The organism is Algoriphagus sp. NBT04N3 (assembly GCF_019443765.1).
In the GTDB taxonomy this organism is placed as follows: domain Bacteria; phylum Bacteroidota; class Bacteroidia; order Cytophagales; family Cyclobacteriaceae; genus Algoriphagus; species Algoriphagus ornithinivorans.
In genome coordinates this window covers 1050759-1076218 of record NZ_CP048415.1, presented here as the reverse complement: position 1 = coordinate 1076218, position 25460 = coordinate 1050759, and the positions used below count along the sequence as shown (strand labels likewise).

Genomic DNA, 25460 nt, shown 5'->3' with positions numbered 1-25460 from the left:
GCCTGACAGTAGTTCTGTAGATATTAAATCAAAAAACCACTCAAAAATGAAAACCACAAAAATTTTAGCTCTAGCAGGAAGTTTTCTAGCAATGGGCTTATGGACTGCTTGCAGTGCACCAAAGGAAGAGTCTACAGAAGAAACAATGGAAGTAGTCGAAGAGGCTCCGGTAGAGGAATCCAATACGGTAGTTGATATAGCTATCGGTTCTCCTGACCACACTACCCTAGTAGCTGCAGTTCAAGCTGCAGGCTTGGTAGAAACACTAAGCGGAGATGGACCATTTACTGTGTTTGCTCCTACTAATGCGGCTTTTGAAGCACTTCCTGCAGGAACAGTTGAAGACTTATTAAAGCCTGAAAACAAAGAAAAGCTTACTGGCATTCTAACATTCCACGTAGTATCTGGAAACGTAATGTCAGGTGATTTAAGTGATGGACAAGTTGTTACGACTTTGAATGGTCAAACTGCAACTGTATCTATTAAGGATGGAAAAGTTATGATTGGCGATGCAACTGTAGTTGCTGCTGATTTAGCCGGAACAAACGGCGTAGTCCATGTAATTGATAAAGTATTATTACCGAAATAAGGTTGATGGTTATTAAACTTAAGGCTAGTTCTCGTGGAGCTAGCCTTTTTTTTGTTTTCTATTTTTAATAATCCTGTTTGAATTGCGTAAGTATTTTCCAGCCAAGTGTTTTATTTTCACATTGACGTAAATATGATTCCTTCAAAAGCGGGAAAACATTAACTTCTAGCTTATTAGCTGCAAATCCAATCCTTTGAGTATGCACTAGAAATGGTAAAACTTTGATTTGCGGTTTCACTTTCTTTAGCCCAAAATTTCCAATGAATTATCCAGACAATAAATTGAATAGAAGATCATTTCTGAAAGTTTCCGCCCTTGCTGGAGGAGGTATGATTCTTAGCTTTAATTGGCTGGCAGGCTGCAAACCTAATTCTTCCGAAATTTTGGATATGCCTAAAGAATGGTTCAGGCTTAACGGCTATATCAAAATCGGTGAAAATGGGCTGATCACCATCATGTCACCCAATCCAGAAGGTGGTCAGAATGTGAAAACTTCCATGCCCATGATAGTTGCTGAGGAATTGGACGCAGTCTGGAAAAATGTAAGAGTAGAGCAAGCGCCCCTGGACACTGAGAATTTCACCCGGCAATTTATTGGAGGAAGTCAGGCGATCAGAATTGGCTGGAATGCCTTAAGAACAGCAGGCGCGACAGCCAGACAACTTTTAATCAATGCAGCAGCCGATGAGTGGAAAGTTCCTGCTTCGGAAATCAGCACTGACTCAGGATTTCTGATTCATATTCAATCCGGAAAACGAGCTCACTTTGGAGAGATGGCTTCATTAGCAACTACTCTTCCGATTCCGGGAAATGTAGAATTGAAAAAAGTAGATCAGTTCAAAATTATTGGCTCATCTCAAAAAAATGTAGATATCCAAAAAATCATTACTGGGAAACCACTTTTTGGGATTGATTATAACAAGGAAGGCTCTTTAATAGCGATGATTATTCATCCACCTTCATTTGGAATGAAGCTAAAATCATTTGATGCTACAGAAGCAAGCAAAATGCCCGGTATCAGAGGGGTTTTCGAAATCAAATCCTTGAGAGATGACTATGTTAGAACATTCTTCGACACAGTTACCTTTACTGATTTAATTGCAGTTGTGGGAACTAGCACTTGGGAGGTCTTAAATGCAAAAAAAGCCATCCAGGCTGAGTATGAACCTATCTCCGCTTATGTAGAAAAAAGAGATCGATTTGGTTCCGAAGAAAACAGGATAGTTCCGGCTGGTCAGGAGAACACAGAATCTCAGGCAGAAAAAATGCGAGTTGCTTCACTTAAACCACAAGAATTAAGAAGAGATGGAAACCCTGAAGAGGCTTTCAAAAAAGCCTCTAAAGTCATCGAGAAAACCTACACTGGACCTTTTCTGGCCCATAATTGTATGGAACCAATGAACTTTTTTGCCCATGTACAAGGAGATAAAGTAGAATGTGCAGGTCCTCTCCAAAAACCTGAGTTAACAGAACAGGCTCTTTCGGTAAGATTAGGCATCCCTGTTGAAAACATCCATATAGAAATGACCAGGTTGGGAGGAGGATATGGAAGGAGGTCCTATGCTCATTGGTTGATTGAAGCAGCTGTTATTTCTCAAAAACTCAATACTCCTATCAAATTGATTTATACGAGAGAGGATGATATGACTTCGGGAATATATAGGTCCCGATACCAGGCAACTTATCGGGCTGCCTTGGACGAAAACAATCAGTTGATAGGCTTTCATATCAATGCAGGAGGATTACCCGAAAATCCCATTTACCCAGATAGGTTTCCAGCTGGTGCGGTTGAAAATTATCTTGCCGAGGGTTGGGAAGTTCCTTCCAATATCACCACGGGATCTTTCCGTGCTCCAAGATCAAATTTCATGGCAGCTGTAGAACAATCCTTTTTGGATGAAGTAGCAGAAGTTGCTGGAAAAGACCCTATTGATTTCAGATTAGAGCTATTGGAAAAGGCCAAACAAAATCCAGTGGGAAAAAACAATGATTATGATCCAGCACGATATGCAGAAGTCATCAAACTGGCACGTGAAAAATCAGACTGGGCAACAAATAAAGAAGGTATAGCTAAAGGATTTTCAGCCTATTTCTGCCATAATTCTTATGCTGCTCAAGTGATGGAGTTAAAAATGGAAAATGGACAGGCTCTTATAGAAAAGGTAGTCTCTGCAGTGGACTGCGGAATCGTGGTCAATCCGGACGCTGCCAAAAATCTTTGTGAAGGTGCAGTTGTGGATGGAATAGGCACTGCACTTTTTGGTGAGTTAACTTTTGAAGATGGCAAACCAAGCAAAAGTAATTTTGATCAATATAGGATGATCCGAATGAGAGAAGCTCCTAAAGTCATCGAAACGTATTTTGTTGAAAACCAAATTGATCCAACAGGCTTAGGTGAGCCTGCATATCCTCCGATATTTGGAGCTTTAGCAAACTCCCTTTATCGAGGTACAGGCCATAGATTTTACGATCAACCCTTTATCAAACACATTCAAACCTGATAATCAAAATATTATAATTCAATTTCGAATTGAACTCAGGCGTTTTTAGTATTAATAATATCCAGCAATGATGGATAGTTTAAAATTAAGAAGCCTAAGTCCTCTAAAAAATTCTATCTCATTTTGAGGCCCATCATTTTTTATACTAAAAAAGTATTGATTTGGCCATTTTTTACCTTAAAAACCTTTATTTTTCCAATGGAAATAAGTTCTTTCCTACTTATTCCAAAATACTATAAAGGTATTTATTGAGCCTACCCAATTAATCCAGCTATTTAATTGATAAATACTTTGTTATCTAGATTGCCTATTTACATATTTATTTTAACCAGCTTATTGGTTGGGTCTGAAAAGCTTTTTGCACAAGCCCCTTTGTTTCCCAAAAATTCCAATTATATGGTAGAAAACTGGGATAACACCAATGGTCTTCCTCAGAATGCTGTTTTTGCCATGGAAAAAGATAACCATGGCTATTTTTGGGTAGCAACAGAAGAGGGACTCACAAGACTTGATGGATATTCTGCAAAAGTTTTTGACCAAGCAAACTATCCTCAAATGCAGGAGCAGACATATTTTACCTTTTATAAATCAAAGGCTGGAATTTGGGCCACAGCCGATAGAAGTATCGCACTGCTGGAAAAAAATATTAGAAAAATTATTGACTGTACTAGCATTACCAATGACACTTGGATAAGAGCTGTTACCGAAATTGAGGGTGATAAATTATTGATTGGAACCGATGCAGGTGAAATTCATCAATGGGATGACGGAACTTTTACTAAACTTGAAATTTGGAAACCTGAGATTCCATTGGAAATTTACAGTTTTTTTCAAATTGATTCCTACAAGCTTTTGGTTGGAACAACTAGAGGCCTATACGAGCTGAACTTGAAAGCAAATACCAAAAAATTGATTTCAGCAGACAGTCTTGGAGTTTATAAGATATTTGGGACTTCTAAAGATATCTATATTTTTTCGCCAGAAGAAGGCATTTTTATAATGAACAAAGGCTATGAGATGGAAAATATTATCCCATCTAGCCAAATCAAAGATATAAACCTCAGTAGCCTGATAGTTGATTCAGATAAAAGGATATGGGCAGGATCTCTAGAGCAAGGTTTGATGGTAATCAGTCAGGGTCAAGTCACAAGATTTTCTTACCCTGAATTGAAAAATTATACTGTAAGAAAAATTATTAAAGAAGATAACAACTTGTTTCTAGGAACTTTAGGAAAAGGGCTTCTTATCATTAAACCTGCAAGTGTAAATCAGCCAAATCACGAAGAACTGAGGAATAAGAATATCAAGGCCATCTACCAAAGTGAAGATGGAAGTATTTGGATAGGGACAAAAGCAAATGGACTCCATCAGATTGAAGGGGATAAAGTTAAAATTTGGACTCAAAAAGATGGATTGATTCAGGATGGCAATACCAGCCTTGCATCCAGAAATGGCAAACTTTATTACAGCTCTAACTCTGGTATCTCAATAATTGACATCCAAAGAGGTGAAATTATAGGCCAAATCACTGAAGAGAATGGGCTAAGCAGTAATTATGTTCATGCCCTATTCAATGACTCAAATAATCGCTTGTGGATTCTTACAAGAAAAGGAGGCATTCATTATTTGGATGAAAAAGAAAATATTAATAGAGTTAAACTTCCAAAGCAATTTGATGCAACAAAGTTCGTAAGCGCGTTAGAACTGAAAAATGGGCAATTGATAATTGGTTCCATGAACGAGGGTATTTTTCGATTAAAAGACAGCGTCTTTGTAGAAAATAAAAGACTTCCTTTAGCACCTGGAGAAGACGTGATTTACAGCATGTATGAGGATGCTGAAAATGACCTATGGTTTGGCACACACGGAGGACTTGTATTACTTAAAGGAGATCAAATCAAAATTCTAGGGAAAATCAATGGTCTAAAATCCAAAACAGTTTACAGCATAACGGACGATGGACAGCATGGAATTTGGATCAGCAACAATTTTGGCGTTCAATATTTTTCATACTCTGAAATAAAAAAATTCAAAGAAAGTGAGAATGATGATGTCTTGATCAGTTCAACTTTATTTGACGAAAGATTAGGCTTACCCAACTCTGAAACCAATGGTTTGATTTTCCCTTCTGCCATACAAGATAATACAGGAAAAATCTGGATCCCGACTGTCGAGGGAGTAGGAATAATAAATCCAGAAACAATTTCCGATAATCCTAAAAGTTCAATTAATTTTTATTGGGATGAGCTTAGGATAGGTGAACAAAAATCGGACATTCAGAAAGAAATTAAGATTCCAGAGGGAGTTAGAATGTTTCAAATTTCATTTAATCTCATTGATTTTGAGAATCCTTCACAATATTCCCTATTTTATAGAATAGATAATGAGAATGACAATTGGCTCCCTATTAAGAACCAAAGGCAATTGTTTTTCAATGGACTAAAACCTGGTGACTATACCTTAGAAATTAAAGTCCTAAGATATGGTGAAGAAGATCAAGTCTTTTCCCTTCCTATTAAGGTTTCGGCTTCATTTTTCGAAACTTTAACCTTTAAAATAATAATTGGGATTGTTGCCATTCTTCTGCTTTACTTTATACTTCAATCCTATTTCAATAAAAGATTGAAAAGAAATTTAGAGGAAAAAGTCACCCAAAGGACATTAGATCTCAGCCAAGCAAATGAAAAACTGAAAAATGCCTTAGAAGAAATCGAAAATCAAAACAGAATAATGAAACAGCTTACTTGGAATCATTCACATCTGCTAAGGGCTCCGCTGACTAGGGCGATGGGGATCAATCACCTATTGATCAATTATTCCAAGTATGAGGGGATAGAAAAAAGCAAAGAAGAATTAGAAAAAGAACTTCTGGAATCATTGAAACAAGTAGATGAGATTATTAAGGACACTCATACAAAATCTGAAAATCTCACAAAGTAATGAATACCTTTCTTCCAAATGTGTTGGTAATAGATGATGATCCGGGAATACTTTTCTTACATAAAATTATCATAAAGGGAGAGGGATTACATCCAAACCCAATTACTTTTTTTGATCCTGAAGAAGCATTAAATCACATTCTGGAAAATGACATACCTGATAAAGGCATTTTAATCTTTTTGGATATAAATATGCCTAGAATGAGCGGATGGGAATTACTCAATCATCTAGAAAAGAAACTTCGCCATGTGAAAGTCAAAGTGGTGATGGTCACCTCCTCTTTAGATCGATCCGATAAAGAAAAAGCCCAAAAAAGTCCTTTTGTTATGGATTTTTGGGAAAAACCACTCAATGAAAATCAAATTGCTTTTGTTGCCAAACAAATCCCTATCTGGTTCGAATTGTAAAATACTTTAATCTTACAATGCCTTTCTTGCATCCTAAATTGCATCAAAGACTTTCAATCTTTTAATTAATTATTTTTCAGGAATACACACTTTTTTTCAAGGAATAGACAGCCTCTTTCCAAACAATCACTTGATTACCATAAACTTCTATTTGATTTTTGTAAGGATACTTGAATTGAAAAAGCTAAATTGTATTTTAAAATTTAACAGATATGGCTCAATATAATCTCGATATCAACGGCAAAAGACTTCAGGTAGACGTAGACCCAAACACTCCAATGCTTTGGGTTTTAAGAGATCATCTGGATATGGTGGGTACTAAGTTCGGGTGTGGTATCGCTCAATGTGGAGCCTGCACTATTCATTTAGACGGAAATGCAGTAAGATCTTGTCAACTTCCTGTGTCAGCAGTGGAAGGCTCTAAAATTACGACTATCGAAGGACTTTCCGAAAACGGAGATCACCCGGTTCAGCAAGCCTGGATGGAACATGACGTACCTCAATGCGGCTATTGCCAAGCAGGTCAAATAATGACTGCTGCAGCTCTCTTACAGCAAAACCCTAGTCCGAGTGATGAGGAAATTGAAAATGCCATGAATGGGAATATTTGCCGTTGTGGAACTTACCTGCGAATCAAGGCAGCTGTAAAAACAGCTTCCCAAAAACTTTAAAATACTGAAATTATGACCATTGTAAATACAAAATTGAACAGAAGATCATTTTTGAAAGTATCCGCCCTTGCGGGAGGTGGCATGGTATTAAGTTTCAGTTGGCTAGCAGGCTGTAAGCCTACATCCAAAGAAATGCTGGAGATGCCCAAAGAGTGGTTTGAACTCAATAACTTCATCAAAATTGGTGAAAATGGAGCAGTCACTCTTTATTCTCCAAACCCAGAATTCGGTTCCAATGTAAAAACTTCCATGCCGATGATCTTGGCAGAGGAATTGGACACTGATTGGAAAAATGTTTTTGTAGAGCAGGCTGATTTTTATCCAGAGAGATTTGACAGACAATTCACAGGAGGAAGCCAGGGTATCAGGCAAGGTTGGACTCCATTAAGAACTGCCGGTGCCACAGCTAGAGCCATGCTTGTGGCAGCAGCAGCTCAAGGCTGGAATGTACCTGCTTCCGAAATCACTACAGCTGCAGGTCAAATAGAACACAAATCCAGTGGAAAAAAAGCACATTATGGAGAAATGGCTTCCTTGGCCGCTACAATGGAAGTGCCGGAAGAAGTACAGTTAAAAGAAATAAAGGATTTTAAGATCATAGGAAACTCGAAAAAGAACGTAGACGGGGTCAAAATCCTAACCGGTAAACCACTTTTTTCCTTAGATCATAAAGTGGAGGGAATGAAGTATGCGGCAATTGTCCACCCTCCTGCCTTTGGAATGAAATTGAAATCATTTGATAAAAATTCAGTTTCTGATATGCCCGGCATTCTGGACGTCTTTTCTATTTCTTTATTCAAAGATGACTACCAGAGAAATTTCTTTGATACCACGACTTTCCCTGAGATCATTGCAATTGTGGGTAATTCCACTTGGGAAGTCATGCAGGCGAAAAAGACTTTGAAGGTGGAATGGGAAAAAGCCCCTGAATCCACTTTCCCAATGGCCGGAAGAGGTGGTGTTACTGTGACTGCCACAGTTCCGGCAGGATTGGAGAATACCAGCAGTCATAAAGAAAGAATGGCTGAATTCACGGCAAAACAAGGAAACATCCTGAGAAAAGACGGGGATCCCGAAGGTGAGTTTAATAAAGCTGCTAAAATTATTGAAAGAACCTACACCGCTCCTTTTTTGGCTCATAATACCATGGAGCCGATGAATTGTTTTGCAGATGTCAAAGGGGACAAGGCTGTGATTTATGGACCTACTCAAGCTCCTGAATTTATCATGGGAACTTTGGCTCAAGCCTTAGAAATACCTAGAGAAAATATCCAAATCAATCTTTCAAGAATGGGAGGAGGATTTGGCAGGCGAGCTTACAGTCACCACATGGTAGAAGCTGCTCTCATTTCCCAGAAAGTTCAAGCCCCTGTAAAGATGGTCTATACCAGGGAAGATGATATGACTGCAGGTGTGTATAGACCCACTTATACAGCAACCTATAGAGCTGCGCTGGATGAAAACAACAATTTGACAGCCTTACATGTCAAAGCAGGAGGAATCCCGGAGACCCCTATTCATCCCAATAGATTCCCGGCTGGAGCCCTGGACAATTATCTGGCAGAAGGATGGGACATTCCTTCCAACATTACTATTGGCGCATTTCGCGCACCGAGATCCAACTTTATCGCCGGAGCAGAACAAAGCTTCCTAGATGAATTAGCTGAAGAGATGGGTAAAGACCCAATTGATTTCCGTTTGGAATTATTAAAAAGAGCGGAAACCAACCCTGTAGGAAGCAACAACGACTACGACCCTAAGCGCTATGCAGGTGTTTTGGAACTGGTCAAGGAAAAGTCAAATTGGAACAGCCCTAAAGACAATGTGCATCGTGGCGTATCTGCTTATTTCTGTCATAACTCTTATGTTGCAGAAGTAGTGGATACCGTCATCAAAGACAACAAACCGGTAGTAGAGAATGTCTATGCAGCCGTTGACTGCGGAGTAGTCGTCAATCCTGATGCCGCTGCCAATATGGGAGAAGGAGCAATTGTAGATGGAATAGGAAATGCCTTCTTTGGAGAATTAGCCTTTGAAAATGGAGTTCCCACCAAAAGCAATTTTGATAAGTACAGAATGATTAGGCAAAAAGAGTCTCCTAAAAAAATCGAGATTCATTTTGTTCAGAATAACGAAGACCCAACAGGCTTGGGAGAACCACTCTTCCCTCCTGTTTTTGCGGCCTTAGCTAATTCACTTTACAAGGCAACTGGAAAGCGTTATTACGAACAACCATTTGCACCACAGCTCGAAATGCAAAATTTGAAGATGTAAATAACTTTAAATCAAGATTATGGCCTGAATCAATTATTTTCAGGCCATTTTTTTTGTGCTAATTGAAGCGAATTGATAAATGGAATCGTCTAGAGAAGGAATTTAAAAACATTCAAACACTATGGTTAAAAATTTCATTTCTTCACCCAGATTCAAATCTAAATGGTCGTTGGTTGCCACTTTAATTGGTTTACCAATACTGGTCAGTGGGTGTCTTAATAATTTCGACACTCCACCAACACAGCCAGCCGCATACATTTCCATTTATCAGGGTTCTCCCGATGCACCTGCAATGGATATTTTTGCAAATCAAAATCGGGTGAATAACCAGCCCTTAAATTTCGCAGAGGTTCTTGCTTATAGTCCGTTTTATGTGGGAGAAAGATCCTTCCGATTTTCCTCTTTTAATTCCACTACTACTCTGCTTCAAAAAGATTTCACAATAGAACAAGATGCTATTTACTCCATGTTCGTTTTAGACAAAGTAGCTGATTTGGACGCTATCCTGATTGAAGACGAATGGACCTTGCCTTCAGCGGATTCTGCACAGGTAAGGATGGTGCATTTGTCACCAGATACCGGAGAGGTTTTTCTACAATTTTCTAATCTCAGCACTCCTGTGACCAATAATATGAATTTCGGAGATGACTCAAATTTCACCATGGTGAAGAAGAACACCTATAATGTCCAGGTAAAATCTGTAGCCACAGGAGATGTACTCCTTAGCGCAAATGATGTACAGATTAACGGGAATCGAGTCTACACTTTTGTGTTGAGAGGATTAGCTGAAACTACTAATCAAACCCAGAAAATGGATTTACAACTCATTACCAACTATGTAAATTTTTAAATGCCTCATAATGAAAAAATCCCGGGCCATTCGGTCCGGGATTTTTTTTACCTATTCTATTACTATTTAAAGAATATAAGCTTCAATTCTAAAGCTGATTTTCCATTGTTTGGTCCCATTAAACGTCCAATCTTATAGATGCTATTCACTACCTTTTAAGCCCAATGAAATTAAAAATATTCCTTTATACGATGTATCAAATCATTTCTAACCATGTTGAAATTTGAGACTCACCCTCATAGACCCCTCATTCAATCCTTATTGAAGAGAGATACATTCAAGTCTAAATCTTCAATTATAGCATCATAGCTTTCAAATTATCTTAACTAGATCTAGCCAAGTCTATGGGTCAAAAAAAAACCAACTCAAATAGAGTTGGCCTTTCTGAAGTAATCAAACCCCTAAATTATTATTCTTTTCCTCCTCCAAAATTCACTTTGAAAGAAGCTCCAAAAAAGCCTGGATTATCTCCAAACCCTGTAAACTGTCGCAATGGATAATTGTAAAATGGCATCAATACATAGCTGCTTTTTTCAGCCTGAAGCAGCCTGATATTCAATCCAAAATTCATGGTGGCTAAAGGGTAAAATCTACTATCTACCGATTCCAATGTTCTGGTCTGAACCACATCTTCATTCAAAGTGCGGAATGAATTTGCGGCTGAAGCATCTGCCACAGTTACTTGTCTGGTAAAGGAAGTCTCTAATTCTGCCTGCTGATTGAATGCGTAGAAATTGGAGAAACCTGCTTGAACGGACAGGGAGTTAGACCTAGTAATGGGGTACTTGAGGTAAATCGGAATTTCAACCTGAGTCTGTCTTACAATTATTGTTTCTGTAACTGGGGCTATACTCATGTTAAAGCCCACCATTGGCCTATTGGAAACATCACTTTGCTGATTCAGCAAGTTCAAGCCTAAGCCTGATCCCAAAGTCAATTTCCCTGGAAGATCCAAATTCACCATCACCCCCATAGCTAAGGTATTTCCTGAAATTGATTCTCCATTTTGCCTAGCAGAACCAAAACCTGGTGCTACCCCTAATCCATAGGATATTGAAGATTTTTCTTTAGGAATAGGATCGAATTCAGGCTCTTCTTTGACAGCTATTAGCGGCTTGCCTTGTTCAACTTTACTTTCAGACATCAAAGACTCTTTAGCATTCAAGCCACTTGTAGTAGAAATCTCTGATTTGCTCTCTGACTTTATTTCTTCAATATTTTCAGCCTGAGCTATGACTTTTTGAGTGAATGGAGATTCTTTTGATTTCAAATCACTGATTAGCTCCTTGGATTCTTCTTCCTCTTTAATTGGCTGTTTTGCAGGATCCTTGGATGCAATGAGAGATTGATTGCTTTGCTTTTCTTTTAGGCCATTTGACTGTTTGGTATTCTTAGATTTTCCTTGTGGGATAACTTCTTGAATACTCTCTGATTTTCTCTCCGTCTCCACTGAGGGAGAGGATTTAGAGCCTTCTTGACGAGCTTCTTCAATTCTATTTTCTTCTACGACTTTTTCCGTTCCATGGGAATCTTCTGCTAATAGAGGACTTTCCAATTCTGAGTTTGGAAGCAAGAAATAAAAAGTCCCTATCAATAGTAAGCTTGCTGCCACCCCTCCGATCCACCAGAAGAATGGTTTAATTTTAGAAGCTCCGCGCATTTTCTCAAAGCTCTCCCAGGCTCCTATTTCGTAGGGCTGATTGCCTTCTTCCTGATACTTTTTCAGGGAGTCCGCTATCTCTTTGCTCAGCTTATCTTCCTGCATATTCTTTTAAATGTGTGTGAACTAGCTCCCGCAGTTTGGCTTTGGCACGAGCTAGATAGACCCTGGAAGAACTTTCGGTGATTTTAAGTCTCCCAGCTATTTCTTTATGACTATATCCCTCCACTTCGTAAAGGTTGAATACCAACTTCTGATCATCCGGAAGTTGATTTAATAAGGCAATCAGGTCTTCATAGGCCAAATTACCAATGGCATTTACTTCGTGAAAAACCTCCGTCTGTTCATTGATTTCCAGTTGCTCTCGTATTTTTTTGTTTTTTCTATAGAAATCAATCGAGGTATTCACAGTGATTCGTCTCAGCCAGGATTTCACAGACTGGAACTCATCAAAATTTTTAATCGAACCGAAAAACTTCAGAAAAGAGTCATTGACTATCTCCTTAGCCAAATCCCGATCTTTGGCATAGGAAAGACTGATACCCATGACATAGCCATAGTATTTCTTAAAAAAAAATTCCTCATGTTTTGCTGAGCGCCGTTTGCAACCGGCAATCAACTCTTCGTCAGACCAATTCAATACAAAAGACTTAAAATCCGGGCTTGTCCTTATTCAAACGCTTCTTGTCCTGAAGCAGGTTTCGGTTTATTTTCCTTTTCTGTTATGAGATTGTTTCTAATAGCAGAAGTTTCAATTTCTGGCTCGATAGAAATTTGTTCAATTTCCAATTGATCCGAACCAACTGGAAAAGAAAAGCTACAAAAGAGTAGAAAGACCGCTACTTTCAAAAACAATTTCATATCCTTTTTTTTAGGATACGAATACTAATTATCCAACGCTACACTGATACCATCAAAATGATAAAAAAACTCATTCTCATCAAAAAATATCGCTAATTTCCTACCTGTTTCAGCGTCATAATAAACTGATTTAGAGGACTGAATACCATTTTTATTTTCCTTCATGATCTGAGTGAAAACCCAAACAAAAGAATTAGATCTAGCAAAGTATTGAAAATCTGAGTTTGATTTTTCAAGATCAATTTCTCCATCCAATTCGACTTTTTTCTTTAATTCTGAAAAATCAAGAAGATCTATACCTTTTGAAAAAGATGGCCGCAAGTTAATATTTGGAAAGTTGGGTAGCTTTGAAATATGCCCACTAGAGTTAACATAAAAATCAGAGGAGTATTGAGATATTCCTGCTTTTGGATTAGAGTAAGAAAGACAGATTCTATATCCTACTTCACCAGGCTGATAAACTATCCTTCCCTCGGCTTGATTCATTTCATCCGCAACAAATCTATAAATAGAAGAAAGGTACAGCTGCTTTAATAAACCCGGCCCAAATGCATCAAGTAGTTTTGTCTCTACTTTTTCAAGCAGTTCTTTTGGGAGATCCTCCCACTCGCGAAAGGGTCTTGGGTAATATTTTTTATAGATTGGTTCACCACAATTCTGGTATATGGCTTCTTTACCAAGTCCATTTTGTTTTGGATCAGGCCTGAGTAATACTGTCAGCGTGTCAGATTTCATTAAATCGACCTCTATCCATTCTGGAAGATATTTTGAATGATTGATGCTTAAGAAAAACTGATGATTGGACTTCTCTAAAGGTTGGTCAGACCAGGGTGTATAAGAAAACACCTCTTTTGAACTACGTAAAGAGATGCCAGCAAAGTTGATAAATCCATCTTGTACTAATTCTGCATTGGGATAATTGATGGTCGCACCACTTTCTTTATCCAATATTTTAAAAAATGATTGAGCCTCGACAGAGTTGGAAATTATCATTAGCCAAGCCAATGAAACGAAGATTCTAACATTTTGCATAAGGAAAATTAACTAATCATATTTTCCACTCCAACTAATAGGTTTTGAAAATGGGTCCAGAATTTCATCTAAAATAACTGAAACCTCTCTCCTATTGAGGATTTTATCTGTCCGAAAATCACTTTCCAAGCCCTTCCTTTTCCAAACCTGAGCGATCTCAAGAAAGGGAGTATTCTCTTTTATCATTTCCAAAAAGGCTTGAAACCTTTCTCCCGTCAAGTAATCCCCGGATGCTCCCCAATATTCATTCAAGTGTGGATATACCTCTTTTAATCCTGACATCAATTCGTATTCCGCAACAGGCCTTTCCGGATAAAACCAAGTTTGATTAGCCCATAAATATGGAACCCCTACTCCTTTAAAAATTCCTGTTGCACCTATTTTCTGCATCGCCCTAAAGTGTGGGTCTCTTGGATTCAAATCAATAAAAGGCATGATATAGGCACCTTGATTCAATAGCCCCCACTGTACTTGCCTAATAGATGTTTCGTCTAACTTTTTTGAGTTTTTAGAAGCAATACTTGCCAAGACTCCAGCCGCATGCCCTATCCCCAATACCACCGGCTGAAGCCTGGATGCGCCATTGACAATATTGGAAACAGAAATACTTTTTTCTGCTAAAATTAGAGCGGGATGATTTTTAGGAATCAGAGCGCCTAATGGTACATTATAGCTTGGAACTCTAATTTTGATAAAATCGATCTCTGGAGCATTCAAATTCTTTTTATGATGGTGATCTATCGTATAGTCTCCTACTGCCACGCCTGTTCTGTACAAGGCATTAGGAGCATCATAAGGACTTTTTACATAGGGCAGCGTAAAATCTACCAAGCCATAATATCTTCTAGACTCCCTGTGATAAGGAATCATTGGCAAGTTATCCTCTGTTGGATACTCATCCTCCACAATTCCCAAATGCTTATATCCGAGTTCATTTTGGATATAATAAACAAATCGTAAACTTGTCTGTTTGGCTTTTTCCAGTTCCATTTTTCGTTCCTCGTCACTCAACTCCACTAAATTCACATAGTGATCATTTCCGCAATTCGGCCAATTGATCATGTACTTTCCATTCGGAAGTTTTCCATAAGCCAGCATTTTATCACAGTCTAAAGTTGGGGCGTTATCTGTGATGGGATCAGCATGGGCACAGGCGCAGGCGAACTCATCCGGATCATAATTGTTTGGCTTAGGAATAGTTTGATCACTTCCTTTCCCATAGTCCTGAAGCGTCACTACATAGGTCAGGTCCTGAACAATATCATTCCCATTCTCGGGCGCAAACTCCTCTCCTATTTCAGCCCTGGAATCCATGCCCAATCGGTAAGGTAATCCTAAAGATGCTGCCACATCCCCCAGCTCCGTTGCATCTATCAAAATGGGAGCATTAGCCTTTCGAGTTTGACCATCCCTTTCGTAAACCAAAGTCCATCGATTGTCTTCATATTGGGCTGACTTCCATTCGCTTTGAAATGAAACTCTAAGATTTGGTTCCGAAGCTGCAATTCGTTGAAAAATCTCATTCCCCACTTTAGGCTCAAAAAGTGTATTGGAAACCCAGCCCGTGGAAAGGGCTTGTTGAGAACCATAATAAGCAATTAAACTATCTCTAAATTCACCCCAAATGCCTGAAGGCAGCCTGTGATTCCCGTCAATTGCTGAAACACCCGCAGATGTGAGCATTCCTCCTAACCAAGTGGTAGGCTCCACGATTAGAGTTTTACTTCCCATTCTTGCTGCAGCAATACCAGCAGCTGTCCCACTTGCTCCCCCTCCCACAATCAATACATCATATTTTTCCTGAGCAAAAAGAAGGTTTAAAAAGCCAAAAAACAGAAGGCTCAAACAAGTTATCTTTTTCATAATTCAGTTACTATTCATCTGTTTATATTTTGATTTTTAGAGGTCAGATGGAATCTTCGCATTGATTCCCCGATACATCGGGGCGTCTCTCTGTGTGTCGCTTACGTCGTGCTCGATTTCATCTGTTTATAAATTGTTTTTTAGATATCAGATAGCTTGTCCCGAACTTGATTCGGGAGAATCTCACTCATTTTCCCATATACATCGGGGCGTCTCTCTGTGTGTCGCTTGCGTCGTGCTCGATTTCATGTTAGATTTATAAAAATGGTTGAGCGGCACCAATCAGGGTCGCATTTTCGCCTAATTCCGATTTTTGACATGACACTTCCAACCCCATTCTTTGCAAATAGGATTGGGTAAAAGGCAGGAAAAATTTCGATGCATTGGATATTTTTCCTCCAACTATGACGGATTCAGTATGTAATCGAGAAACATAAGGGAATAAAAACTCTCCCAATGAATTCCCAAATTTTTGAAAAATAGATCGTGAAATTTCAGAATTCACCTCGGGCATCAACAAGTCCTTTACTCCTTCTATTTCCAATCCATATTGTTTTTTTACTTCTCCAATGAACCAAGCCGTTCCCAAATAGTCTTCTGCTATTCCATCCCTAAAAGGAGCTGTCCAAAGCTTTGCATCCTTTACTACCTCTTCCACTTGAATAGCTGAGCCTAGGCCGGTTCCTAATGTTAGCCCCATTAAATTATTATACTTTTTCCCAGCACCTACCATACTTTCCCCTCTCAGAAAAGCCTCTGCATCATTCATAAATAAGATGAATTCCGAGTCAATGGAAATGGATTGAGCCAATAAGTCTTTCACTGACAAGCCATACAGACTTTTTAACTTTCCTTGTTCTTGAATCAAAGAAATTCCTTGTTCATAATCAAAAGGCCCTGGCATGGCGATACCTAGTTGAATTGCCTGTTTGCCATTAGCTACTTTTTTAATTACTTCTGACCATGCGTCAATGATTTCATCAACTGAGCCAGAAGTATCTACATCTGCTTCATAAAAGTTGGAAAGTTGTATGCTTCCAGAATTCCAGTTTATCTGCGCTGCTGAAATATGACTGCCTCCAATATCCACTCCAATTATTGTCCTCATCTTAAATAGTTTATTTGGAGTCAGCAGGATTCAAAGAATTATAAAGTGTATTTAGTAAAGTACCTGTATTGTCCTCAGAAAGCTCCCAAAACATTGCCCCTCCTAATTGATTCTCTTTGACAAATTTCATTTTGGCTTTTAGGGATTCTTCATCTTCGAAAGTAATCCAGGTAGAATCCAATGGTGAAAACAGGTAGGGAGCAGAGGCTTTAGTATCCCAAAATCTACTGTAGGAGGAGTTTTTTGAAAGTGCATAGATTTGATGATAAGGAAGCCCCATTTCAAAATTTCCAGCTTGAAAAAGACCATTATCTTCAGAGTCTACCCCTTTCCACATTCTACCATAGAAAGGAACTCCCAAAACCAGTTTTTCAGCAGGTATTCCAAATTCTATGTGCTCCTTTACTGCAGTTTGAGCAGACATCCCTTTGCTTCCATTGGGATACAGGTTGGCATGATGCCCGGTAATTTCATCTCCTGCAGTATAAAAATCGTAAGCCATGATATTGATGAAATCCAAATACTTTTGAGCTTCGGCCATATTATTGACTTCCAAATATTTTCTAAATCCTCCCGAAGCAATAGTCATCAAATAATGTCTATTGTCCAATGCACCAAGAGAGTCCAATGCTGAACGAAAACTCTTGAGCATAGCTACAAAATTATCTCTATCTTCTGCTCGGTAAGGGTTATTATCCCCGGGTAAGGCAGGATATTCCCAATCAAAATCCAATCCATCCAATTGGTGTTTTTTCAAAAATTCAACTCCGGAAGCTGTCAGCTTTTTTATCCCCTCGACAGTTAAAACAGCATCAGAAAAACCTTTAGACCTGGTCCATCCACCAATTGAAATGAGGATTTTTAAATCAGGATTAATGAGTTTAAGGGATTGTAAAGCTGCTAAATTGGTGCTGTCTTTTGCCTTTCTGTCATCAATATGGGTGACTATCCCATCTTTCACATCAGCAAATGCATAGTTGATATGCGTTAACTTATCTGCAGGGATTTTTTTTGAATTGATATTTTTCCAACCTGCCACATAGCCAACGATGTGGTAATCTTTTTCCGGATAGTCTTGTGCTTCTTCTTTGGGAGCACAACTGAAAATCAAAATAGCTAGGAAGATGAAAGATAGTCTCATAGAGATTCAATTTAGAATTAAAAAAACAGAGGCTTTGAAATTCATCAAAACCTCTGTCAAAATTAAGAAAGATGAGGATTAATTTCCTCCGTCCCACCAAACTCTAGTAGCGAATAAATCACCACCCATTCTTGAAGTGGCCGCTTGATAGTTTTCAGGATTAGAACCGATCTCTGATTCCCAATATCTCAACCTTCTTGGAATAAAATTCCCTTCAAATGCATTAGGATCTTGTGTAGGAGTCAAAGCAGGATAGCCTGTTCTTCTCCAATTGGACCAAGATTCAATATCATTCAAATAAGTAGCTGCCCAATACTCTTCACCAATCAAGCGTAGTTTATCTTGATTTGATGCGGCTGCAAATCCTCTTCCTGCTATGTAAGCAGAAACTTCATTTGCAGGTACTGAAAAATCCGGATCAAAATACACCCATGAATTGATGGCTGCTCTCACTCCAGCTGTGAAATGAGACTCTGCGCTCGAGTTAATCCAGCCTTTCAACGCTGCTTCTGCTTTCATCAACTCAACCTCTGCATAAGAAATCAAGTAATAAGGGTCTTCCCAATCCAAATATTTCAAATTCAACATAGAGAAGTTTTGCTGAACAATCGTAAAACGATCCAAAGTTCCAGGAGCAACAACATCTCTAATATTAGTTGAATTGTAGCCATTTGGCATCCCTATCTGTTCTTCAGGAGCAGTTATCCAAGTGGATGCATTTTCTGGATTCCCTATTCCACCTGTAATGATCATTTTTCTTGGATCATTGTTAGCATTCATCCAGTCCATGAATGTTTTGGAAATCTTACAATCCCTAGAATACTTATAAGTGTTCCAATAACCATCATTTAAACCATTTCTATTTACCCCTTGAGGCCCTGGTGCATAATGGATAAAAGCAATATCATCATTACTGGTAAAGGCACCACTGCTATTTGCTTCTGTGAAAACTTCCTGAGCCTTTGCTGGATCAACATTGCTCATTCTCATTGCCATTCTCATCAATAGAGAATTAGCAAACTTTTTCCACTTTGAGATATCTCCTCCGTAAATAAAATCCTGAACTCCCAAAGGTCTTGCAGAAGAAGAAAATTTATCCCTTGCAGCCTTTAAGTCGTCTATCATTTTATAATAAACCTCTTTTTGCGGTTCATAAGCTGGAAACCAGTTTTGCTCACCTTCCAAACCATAACCTGCCTGCGTGTAAGGAATATCTCCATACATATCGGTCATTCTTAAAAGGTCAAAAGTTCGAAGTATAGTTGCCGCAGCATTTACATTTGCCTCATTTGGCTTATCCTTGGTTTTTCGGATTACTTCGGAAAAGAGACGGATCACATCGGTGAAATGTCTTTCCATATAAGCTCCAGAATACTGGGCTGAATAGAAATACTTATCTCCACTGAAGTAGCCTGCTGTAGAAGCTGTATGCTGTATCATTGTAGCTGCATACAACATATTGGCCCTAGTATTTTCATATTCCCCTCCGATTCGCAATGTCGCTAGGGAAAAGAGGTATTGCATGTCGATATCCTCGACTGCATTTTGATTCACGTTTAGGTCAAGTAAGTCCTGTTCGCTACAGGAAGTAGCAAAAAGCAAAGAAGCCAACACCAGACCGGTCATTTTATTTAAAATTCTCATTGTTTCAATAGTTTAGGGTTGAACCGACTTAGAAGTTAGCAGATAGATTAAATCCAAAGCTTCTGTTTGCTGGTACAGAGAAAAACTCCAAACCCTGGGCATTTCCAGAAGTAGTATAGGCTGCTTCAGGATCAATGTTAGGTGTGTTTTTCCAAAGAATAGCCAAGTTTCTACCTACCAAAGACAGGGACAATGACTGGAACGGAGTCCTTTCTATAAATGCTCTCGGGAAGGTATATCCAAAAGAGAATTCCCTCAGTTTGGCAAATGAAGCATCATAGACAATATTCTCTGTCACTTGCGCATATCGCTGCCAGTAATTGTCAATCAAATACTTGGTTGGATCGGAAGGATCTGCAGGAATTGTCCAGGTTTTGGGAGTACCCTCTGGAGTGACTCCACTTACAGTCAACGAACCATCACGCCCATTCAGAGTATTTTGATGTAGTCCATATTGGTATGCAAAATAATCAGTACCTGACATGATTGACCCACCTTGTCTAAAGTCGATCAAAGCCATCAATCGGAACCCTTTGTATGAGAAAGTATTGGTAATACCTCCGGAAATTGGATGACGACCCTCAGCAATAGTTTCATAGCCATTGGTTGTTACTGGGAATCCATTAGCATCGTAAACTTTTTGTCCATTGATTTCCAAATGCTTGAAACCTGAAATCATACCTAAAGGCTGACCAACAATGTGTCTGATTCTTTCTCTTCTGGTTCTAGCTTCATCTAAGTTGATAAACTCTATAGGATCACCAGCTGCGTTGGTTCCCAAGCTCAATACTTCAGATTGGTTATTGGCAAAGTTGAATGAGATATCCCATCTAAATTCACCCATGATAGGAGTAGCATTGATTAATAATTCAATACCTCTGTTCTCCAACTCACCAATATTTACCGTAGTAGATCCAAAACCGGAAGTTGCTGAGATTCCAGTAGCTAGAATATCGTCAGAGGTTCTTCTTTTATAATAAGCGACATCGATTCCCAATCGATTATCCATAAATCGGACATCAGCTCCAATTTCATATTCAGTAGACGTATAAGGCGCTAGATTTGCATTTGGTATAGAACCATTATTGATCTGCCCTAAATTGGCCCCCAAGTGTCCTGCTCCAACAAGTCCGTATGTCAAGTTTAAAGCATATGGATTCGGTGCTCCACCACCTACTTGTCCCCAGTTACCTCTCAATTTTGCAAATGTGACAAAGTTTGGCATTTCAAGCATGTCTGATATCACAGCCGAAAGACCTACAGAAGGATAAAATAACTTGCTATTCGCTGGAGAAAGAGTTGAAAACTGATCCTGACGTCCTGTCAAGTTCAAGAAAATCATATTCTTATAGCCCACGTTTGCAGCAGCGAAATAAGAATTGATTCCCAATTCAGAAAAACCGTACCCGAAAGTCGGAGCAGCTACGTTCGTCACAGAGTGGAAGAAAGGAACAACAAGATCATTCCCACCACCTCTTTGATTTTCTATGGTTCTTCTCATGATGTTAGAACCTACAAAACCATCTACATCAAAATCTCCAAAAGATTTATCGAAACCAATTAATAGGTCTGCATTATTTTCTCGAATAGTAGTCATGGTAGTGTTATAACTACCTCTTGGTTTAAATGCGGTCCCATATGCTTCAAAAGCATATTCATCTCTAACTTGGAAGTCCGTACCAAATCTACCCTGAGCATACAACCAATCCGTGAAATCATATTTCAAAGACATATTGCCCAATACTCGATCAGTTACGTCTTCTCTTCCCCATTGGTAAACAGCCCAATATGGGTTGGTTTGGAAAACATTGGACTGATATCTCAATTCAGTTCCGTCAGGCAAAGCTCCAGGCTTATTTGGATCCCCTTTGATCACGTCCAAAGGAATATTACCCGGCTTTACAACCATTGAGAAGTTGGCATTTCCTGGCGAATCAGAAAGTCTAGGTCTATTTTCAGCATTTTGCTTAGAGTATTGTCCAGTTACGGCCAATGTGAATTTTCCCTGCTTGCTATTCACATTGATATTGGCAACATTTCTGGTGAAGCCAGCATTTGGAACTACATCTCTGTTGTCCAAATTGGAAAATGAGAAACGATAAGTGGTATTTTCATTTCCACCAAAAAGAGCAATGGAGTTATTCCAAGTTTTACCCATGTTGTAGAAATCAGTAAAATCTTCACCTAAATAAGAATAAGGTCTTTGCTGTCCATCAAATTGAATTGTCTGGGAACCATCGTATCTGCTTCCCCAGCCATTATTTGCAGTATTGATTGCTTCATCCTGAGTCAATGGCTTTCTGCCATCCTGACCAGGGCCATAAATTCTCTGGAAATTGGTTTGGTCCACTACACTTTCTACAGTGAAATTGGAGTTGAAAGAGACCCCCACACCTTTTCTGGCGCGACCAGCCTTGGTTGTAATCAAGATTACACCATTAGCAGCTCTGGCACCATACAATGCAGCGGCTGTATTCCCTTTTAATACAGAAAGACTCTCAATATCATCTGGATTAATCGCTGCTAATCCATCACCTGCATCATTTCCACCCCAAAGGCCTGCTGAGCCTAAGTTGCCTGATTCAATAGGAACGCCATTCACTACATATAAAGGCTGATCATTTCCTGTTAGAGAAGATCCACCCCGAATTACAACACGAGTTGAACCTGCCGCTCCTGTTGCCGGAGGAGTAACATTTACCCCTGCTACTTTTCCTGTAAGAGCATTTCCTAAGTTGATAGCCCTAGATTCTGTGAACTTGTCTCCAGATAATTGAGTGACTGAGTATCCTAATGCTTTTTTGTCACGCTCCATACCAAATGAAGTCACAACAAATTCACTTAGGTCAGAAACGTCCTCAGAAAGTGTAACATTTAAAACAGACTGATTGCCAACAGTAAATTCCTTAGTCGCATAACCTATAAAAGAAAAGACTAAAACTGAATTCGAATTGACACTGATAGAGTACTTGCCGTCCACATCTGTGGTCGTCCCGGTCTGGTTAGTCTTATCTAAGACTGTCACCCCAGGGATGGGCAAACCATCCGTCTCACCCACGACAGTGCCTGTCAGGATGCGATTCTGGGCATATGCCTGCAAACTCAAAAAGAGCAAAAAGGCTAGCCCATACGAGATCGATAAAATTTTTCTCATAGCTGGTAATAAAGGGTTAGAAATAAATTGAATTGGAATTCCGGTTCCCCGGGTTTTTGTGAAATAAAATTGGCAGCCTACCGATTTTCATAAAATTTGGCTTTTATAAATTTTTACAATCAAAACATTTGATAAAAAACTGATACACCATGCCTTATCTTGTATATCAGACCTTAAACGCAACTCTATTGGGTAAAGCTAAAAATTAATAAAAATATTAAAAACAATTCTATGATTTTTTTTATCAAAATTGTATTTCTTCTTTAATTTTTTTTTAAAAGTGTCCGTTTTTGAAATTTTATTTTTCTTTAAGAGTAGATTCTTATTAAACAAATAAATCCCTAGTAGGGATCAGTATTAAAATTATCTGCTCAGTATTCAAACTTCATTAATTTAAATTTAAAAATTCAAAAAATAGTTTAATGAAAAATTAGAAAAGTGAAAATTATAACTAAGAATTTTTTTTAACGCCTTTCAGAATGGGATTTAAAAGTTCCATAAACAAAAAAAGCCACCCAGAAGGTGGCTTTCTTAAATTATATTTCTCTCTTATCTGATAAAGAGCATTTCTCTATACTTCACTAATGGCCAAGACTCATCGTCTACCAAAAGCTCCAGTTTATCGACAGCGTATCGGATTTTCTCGAAGTATGCTTCTTTTACGTCTGTTTGATATCCTTTGGCTCTCTTTACGATATCATCTTCCTTATTCAGCTGCTTTCTAGCCTCAGTCATTGCAGTCACATTAGACTTCAATGATTCGATGTGCTTGGAAACCTCTTTGATTGTTTCTACAGCTGCTGAATGATCTAAGCCTAGACCTTTCAAACCGTTTGCATTTTCTATCAATTTGTTTTGATAAAGAATAGCAGTTGGGATCACATGATTCAAAGCAAGATCACCCATTACACGGCTTTCAATTTGAACCTTCTTGATGAAGTTTTCCAACATGATTTCATGACGGGCATGAACTTCCAGGTCATTCATCACATTGTGTTTTGCAAATAGCTCCTTGGTGGATTTTTTGCTATAAACATCCAAAGCTTCAGGAGTAGACTTCAAGTTAGAAAGACCTCTCCTAGCAGCTTCTTTCTCCCATTCTTCAGAGTATCCATCTCCTTCAAATCTTACTTTCTTGGATTCCTTGATGTATTTTCTCAATACATTAACAATCGCCAATTTCTTCTCTTTGCCAGACTCGATTTCTTTTTCGATGTCCTTGGCCATTGTCTTCAATGCTTCAGCCACGATGACATTCAAAGTAGCCATTGGTCCTGCACAGTTTGCACTTGACCCTACAGCACGGAATTCAAATTTATTTCCGGTGAATGCAAATGGAGAAGTTCTGTTTCTATCAGTGTTATCCAAGATGATTTCAGGAATCTTAGAGATACCCAATTTCATATACATGTTATCACCTTTTTCAATCTTGATATTTCCGTTTTTCTCCAACTCATCCAAGATAGCTGTCAAGGTTTCCCCTAGGAATACAGAGATAATTGCCGGAGGAGCTTCGTTTGCACCCAATCGGAAATCATTTCCTGCAGAAGCAATACTAGCTCTCAAAAGATCTGAATTGTCATAAACAGCTTTCACTGTAGCTACCAAGAAAGTCAAGAACTGCAAATTTTCACGGGCAGAGTTGCTTGGCTGGAACAAGTTGATTCCAGTATCAGTGATTAAAGACCAGTTGTTATGCTTTCCGGATCCATTTACACCTGCAAATGGTTTTTCATGGAATAAAACTTTCAAACCGTGCTTCTCAGCCACTTTCTCCATCATATCCATCAATAATTGGTTGTGATCAACCGCCTTATTGATTTCTTCGAATACCGGAGCAACTTCAAATTGACCTGGAGCTACTTCATTGTGACGGGTAGAAACTGGAATACCCAACTTATGAGCTTCGATCTCAAAATCCATCATGAAATCCTTCACTCTGGTAGGGATAGAACCAAAGTAATGATCTTCTAATTGCTGACCTCTAGCAGGGTTGTGTCCAAATACAGAACGTCCAGCCATGACCAAGTCAGGTCTAGCAGAGTAAAGTGCTTTATCAATCACAAAATACTCCTGCTCTACACCTAGAGATGGAGACACTTTGCGAACATTTCTATCAAACAACTGACAAATCTGTACAGCTGCATCATTGATTGCTTCTAATGACTTCAACAAAGGTGTTTTGTAATCCAATGCCTCTCCTGTGTAAGAAACAAAAATAGTTGGAATACAAAGCGTCTTGTCGAAAATGAAAATTGGAGAAGAAGGATCCCAAGCGGTGTATCCTCTAGCCTCGAAAGTAGATCTAATACCTCCGTTTGGGAAAGAAGATGCATCCGGCTCTTGCTGAACTAGAGCAGAACCTTTGAACTTTTCCAAACCTGCATGCGCATCGAAAAATGAATCATGCTTTTCAGCAGTGGAGCCAGTTAATGGCTGAAACCAGTGTGTGTAGTGTGTAACACCCTTGGCCAAAGCCCAAGTTTTTACAGCAGATGCCACTTCTTCTGCGGTTGCTACATCAATTTTGCTTCCTTTATCTACAGCTTCCATTACTTTTTTGAAAACTGAAGGAGCTAAAGACTGCTTCATTTGGCTGATGCCAAAGACATTTGTGCCGAAGAAGTCTGAAATTTTTGGGGCCGGTGGGGTTACTTGTACCCGCGGTCTGCCTTGAACCATTGTCAAGGCCTGCTGTCTTAGTGTTGCCATATCTACATTTGTGGTTTAAAATTGTACCAGCAAAAATAGAAAAATATGTGTTC

General features: G+C 38.9%; 17 protein-coding genes. 7 read left to right on the top strand and 10 right to left on the bottom strand.

From position 1 onward, the window contains the following. Positions 1 to 46: 46 nt before the first annotated feature. The 7 genes from GYM62_RS04595 to GYM62_RS04565 all read left to right on the top strand — a co-directional run bounded on the left by GYM62_RS04595 (position 47) and on the right by GYM62_RS04565 (position 10232). Positions 47 to 589, top strand: a complete 543-nt coding sequence (locus tag GYM62_RS04595) for a fasciclin domain-containing protein (protein WP_091655325.1) — start codon at positions 47 to 49, stop codon at positions 587 to 589. Between the two features lie 260 nt (positions 590 to 849). Then, the gene (locus GYM62_RS04590; RefSeq protein WP_219958504.1) at positions 850 to 3090 is read left to right on the top strand and encodes a xanthine dehydrogenase family protein molybdopterin-binding subunit; all 2241 of its coding nucleotides are present in this window, start codon (positions 850 to 852) and stop codon (positions 3088 to 3090) included. Between the two features lie 396 nt (positions 3091 to 3486). Beyond that, positions 3487 to 6030, top strand: coding sequence for a two-component regulator propeller domain-containing protein (locus tag GYM62_RS04585; protein WP_219958503.1), 2544 nt, complete (start codon positions 3487 to 3489; stop codon positions 6028 to 6030). After that, positions 6030 to 6437 carry a response regulator gene (locus GYM62_RS04580; protein ID WP_144603524.1) on the top strand — a complete coding sequence of 136 codons (408 nt, stop codon included), beginning with the start codon at positions 6030 to 6032 and terminating at the stop codon, positions 6435 to 6437. Before GYM62_RS04585 ends, GYM62_RS04580 begins: the two co-directional genes overlap by 1 nt. 212 nt (positions 6438 to 6649) lie before the next feature. After that, positions 6650 to 7108, top strand: a complete 459-nt coding sequence (locus GYM62_RS04575) for a (2Fe-2S)-binding protein (protein ID WP_219958502.1) — start codon at positions 6650 to 6652, stop codon at positions 7106 to 7108. 12 nt (positions 7109 to 7120) lie between these two features. Then, the gene (locus tag GYM62_RS04570; RefSeq protein ID WP_219958501.1) at positions 7121 to 9382 is read left to right on the top strand and encodes a xanthine dehydrogenase family protein molybdopterin-binding subunit; all 2262 of its coding nucleotides are present in this window, start codon (positions 7121 to 7123) and stop codon (positions 9380 to 9382) included. 121 nt (positions 9383 to 9503) lie between these two features. Continuing rightward, positions 9504 to 10232 (top strand): DUF4397 domain-containing protein, encoded by a 729-nt coding sequence (locus GYM62_RS04565; protein ID WP_219958500.1) that lies wholly within the window; start codon positions 9504 to 9506, stop codon positions 10230 to 10232. Between the two features lie 409 nt (positions 10233 to 10641). On the opposite strand, the gene GYM62_RS04560 is transcribed toward GYM62_RS04565, so the two are convergent. From GYM62_RS04560 to GYM62_RS04515, 10 genes are all read right to left on the bottom strand, one after another. Next, positions 10642 to 11997: a hypothetical protein gene (locus GYM62_RS04560; RefSeq protein WP_219958499.1), complete on the bottom strand. Its 1356-nt coding sequence runs from the start codon at positions 11995 to 11997 to the stop codon at positions 10642 to 10644. Next, on the bottom strand, positions 11984 to 12532 hold the full coding sequence (locus GYM62_RS04555; RefSeq protein WP_255590549.1) for an RNA polymerase sigma factor: 549 nt from the start codon (positions 12530 to 12532) through the stop codon (positions 11984 to 11986). Before GYM62_RS04555 ends, GYM62_RS04560 begins: the two co-directional genes overlap by 14 nt. 29 nt (positions 12533 to 12561) lie before the next feature. Then, positions 12562 to 12753 carry a hypothetical protein gene (locus GYM62_RS04550; protein ID WP_219958498.1) on the bottom strand — a complete coding sequence of 64 codons (192 nt, stop codon included), beginning with the start codon at positions 12751 to 12753 and terminating at the stop codon, positions 12562 to 12564. 24 nt (positions 12754 to 12777) lie between these two features. After that, entirely contained in the window at positions 12778 to 13785 is a 1008-nt protein-coding gene (locus tag GYM62_RS04545; protein ID WP_219958497.1) for a hypothetical protein, read from the bottom strand. A 12-nt stretch (positions 13786 to 13797) separates the two neighbouring features. Beyond that, a complete protein-coding gene (locus tag GYM62_RS04540) occupies positions 13798 to 15648 on the bottom strand; it encodes an FAD-dependent oxidoreductase (protein WP_219958496.1) in 1851 nt (616 codons plus the stop codon). Positions 15649 to 15904: 256 nt separating this feature from the next. Then, a complete protein-coding gene (locus tag GYM62_RS04535) occupies positions 15905 to 16756 on the bottom strand; it encodes an ROK family protein (RefSeq protein ID WP_219958495.1) in 852 nt (283 codons plus the stop codon). 10 nt (positions 16757 to 16766) lie between these two features. After that, positions 16767 to 17897, bottom strand: coding sequence for a glycoside hydrolase family 18 protein (locus GYM62_RS04530; RefSeq protein ID WP_219958494.1), 1131 nt, complete (start codon positions 17895 to 17897; stop codon positions 16767 to 16769). A gap of 78 nt (positions 17898 to 17975) precedes the next feature. Further along, on the bottom strand, positions 17976 to 19541 hold the full coding sequence (locus GYM62_RS04525; RefSeq protein WP_219958493.1) for a SusD/RagB family nutrient-binding outer membrane lipoprotein: 1566 nt from the start codon (positions 19539 to 19541) through the stop codon (positions 17976 to 17978). A gap of 28 nt (positions 19542 to 19569) precedes the next feature. After that, complete coding sequence (locus GYM62_RS04520) at positions 19570 to 22695, bottom strand: SusC/RagA family TonB-linked outer membrane protein (RefSeq protein WP_219958492.1); 3126 nt, start codon at positions 22693 to 22695, stop codon at positions 19570 to 19572. A gap of 549 nt (positions 22696 to 23244) precedes the next feature. After that, a complete protein-coding gene (locus GYM62_RS04515; protein ID WP_219958491.1) occupies positions 23245 to 25407 on the bottom strand; it encodes a glutamine synthetase III in 2163 nt (720 codons plus the stop codon). Between the last annotated feature and the right edge of the window lie 53 nt (positions 25408 to 25460).

What these genes read in the sequence shown, in the direction of transcription:
- GYM62_RS04595 (WP_091655325.1), top strand. Translation starts at nt 47, where the DNA reads ATGAAAACCACAAAAATTTTAGCTCTAGCAGGAAGTTTTCTAGCAATG.
- GYM62_RS04590 (WP_219958504.1), top strand. Translation starts at nt 850, where the DNA reads ATGAATTATCCAGACAATAAATTGAATAGAAGATCATTTCTGAAAGTT.
- GYM62_RS04585 (WP_219958503.1), top strand. Translation starts at nt 3,487, where the DNA reads ATGGTAGAAAACTGGGATAACACCAATGGTCTTCCTCAGAATGCTGTT.
- GYM62_RS04580 (WP_144603524.1), top strand. Translation starts at nt 6,030, where the DNA reads ATGAATACCTTTCTTCCAAATGTGTTGGTAATAGATGATGATCCGGGA.
- GYM62_RS04575 (WP_219958502.1), top strand. Translation starts at nt 6,650, where the DNA reads ATGGCTCAATATAATCTCGATATCAACGGCAAAAGACTTCAGGTAGAC.
- GYM62_RS04570 (WP_219958501.1), top strand. Translation starts at nt 7,121, where the DNA reads ATGACCATTGTAAATACAAAATTGAACAGAAGATCATTTTTGAAAGTA.
- GYM62_RS04565 (WP_219958500.1), top strand. Translation starts at nt 9,504, where the DNA reads ATGGTTAAAAATTTCATTTCTTCACCCAGATTCAAATCTAAATGGTCG.
- GYM62_RS04560 (WP_219958499.1), bottom strand. Translation starts at nt 11,997, where the DNA reads ATGCAGGAAGATAAGCTGAGCAAAGAGATAGCGGACTCCCTGAAAAAG.
- GYM62_RS04550 (WP_219958498.1), bottom strand. Translation starts at nt 12,753, where the DNA reads ATGAAATTGTTTTTGAAAGTAGCGGTCTTTCTACTCTTTTGTAGCTTT.
- GYM62_RS04545 (WP_219958497.1), bottom strand. Translation starts at nt 13,785, where the DNA reads ATGCAAAATGTTAGAATCTTCGTTTCATTGGCTTGGCTAATGATAATT.
- GYM62_RS04540 (WP_219958496.1), bottom strand. Translation starts at nt 15,648, where the DNA reads ATGAAAAAGATAACTTGTTTGAGCCTTCTGTTTTTTGGCTTTTTAAAC.
- GYM62_RS04535 (WP_219958495.1), bottom strand. Translation starts at nt 16,756, where the DNA reads ATGAGGACAATAATTGGAGTGGATATTGGAGGCAGTCATATTTCAGCA.
- GYM62_RS04530 (WP_219958494.1), bottom strand. Translation starts at nt 17,897, where the DNA reads ATGAGACTATCTTTCATCTTCCTAGCTATTTTGATTTTCAGTTGTGCT.
- GYM62_RS04525 (WP_219958493.1), bottom strand. Translation starts at nt 19,541, where the DNA reads ATGAGAATTTTAAATAAAATGACCGGTCTGGTGTTGGCTTCTTTGCTT.
- GYM62_RS04520 (WP_219958492.1), bottom strand. Translation starts at nt 22,695, where the DNA reads ATGAGAAAAATTTTATCGATCTCGTATGGGCTAGCCTTTTTGCTCTTT.
- GYM62_RS04515 (WP_219958491.1), bottom strand. Translation starts at nt 25,407, where the DNA reads ATGGCAACACTAAGACAGCAGGCCTTGACAATGGTTCAAGGCAGACCG.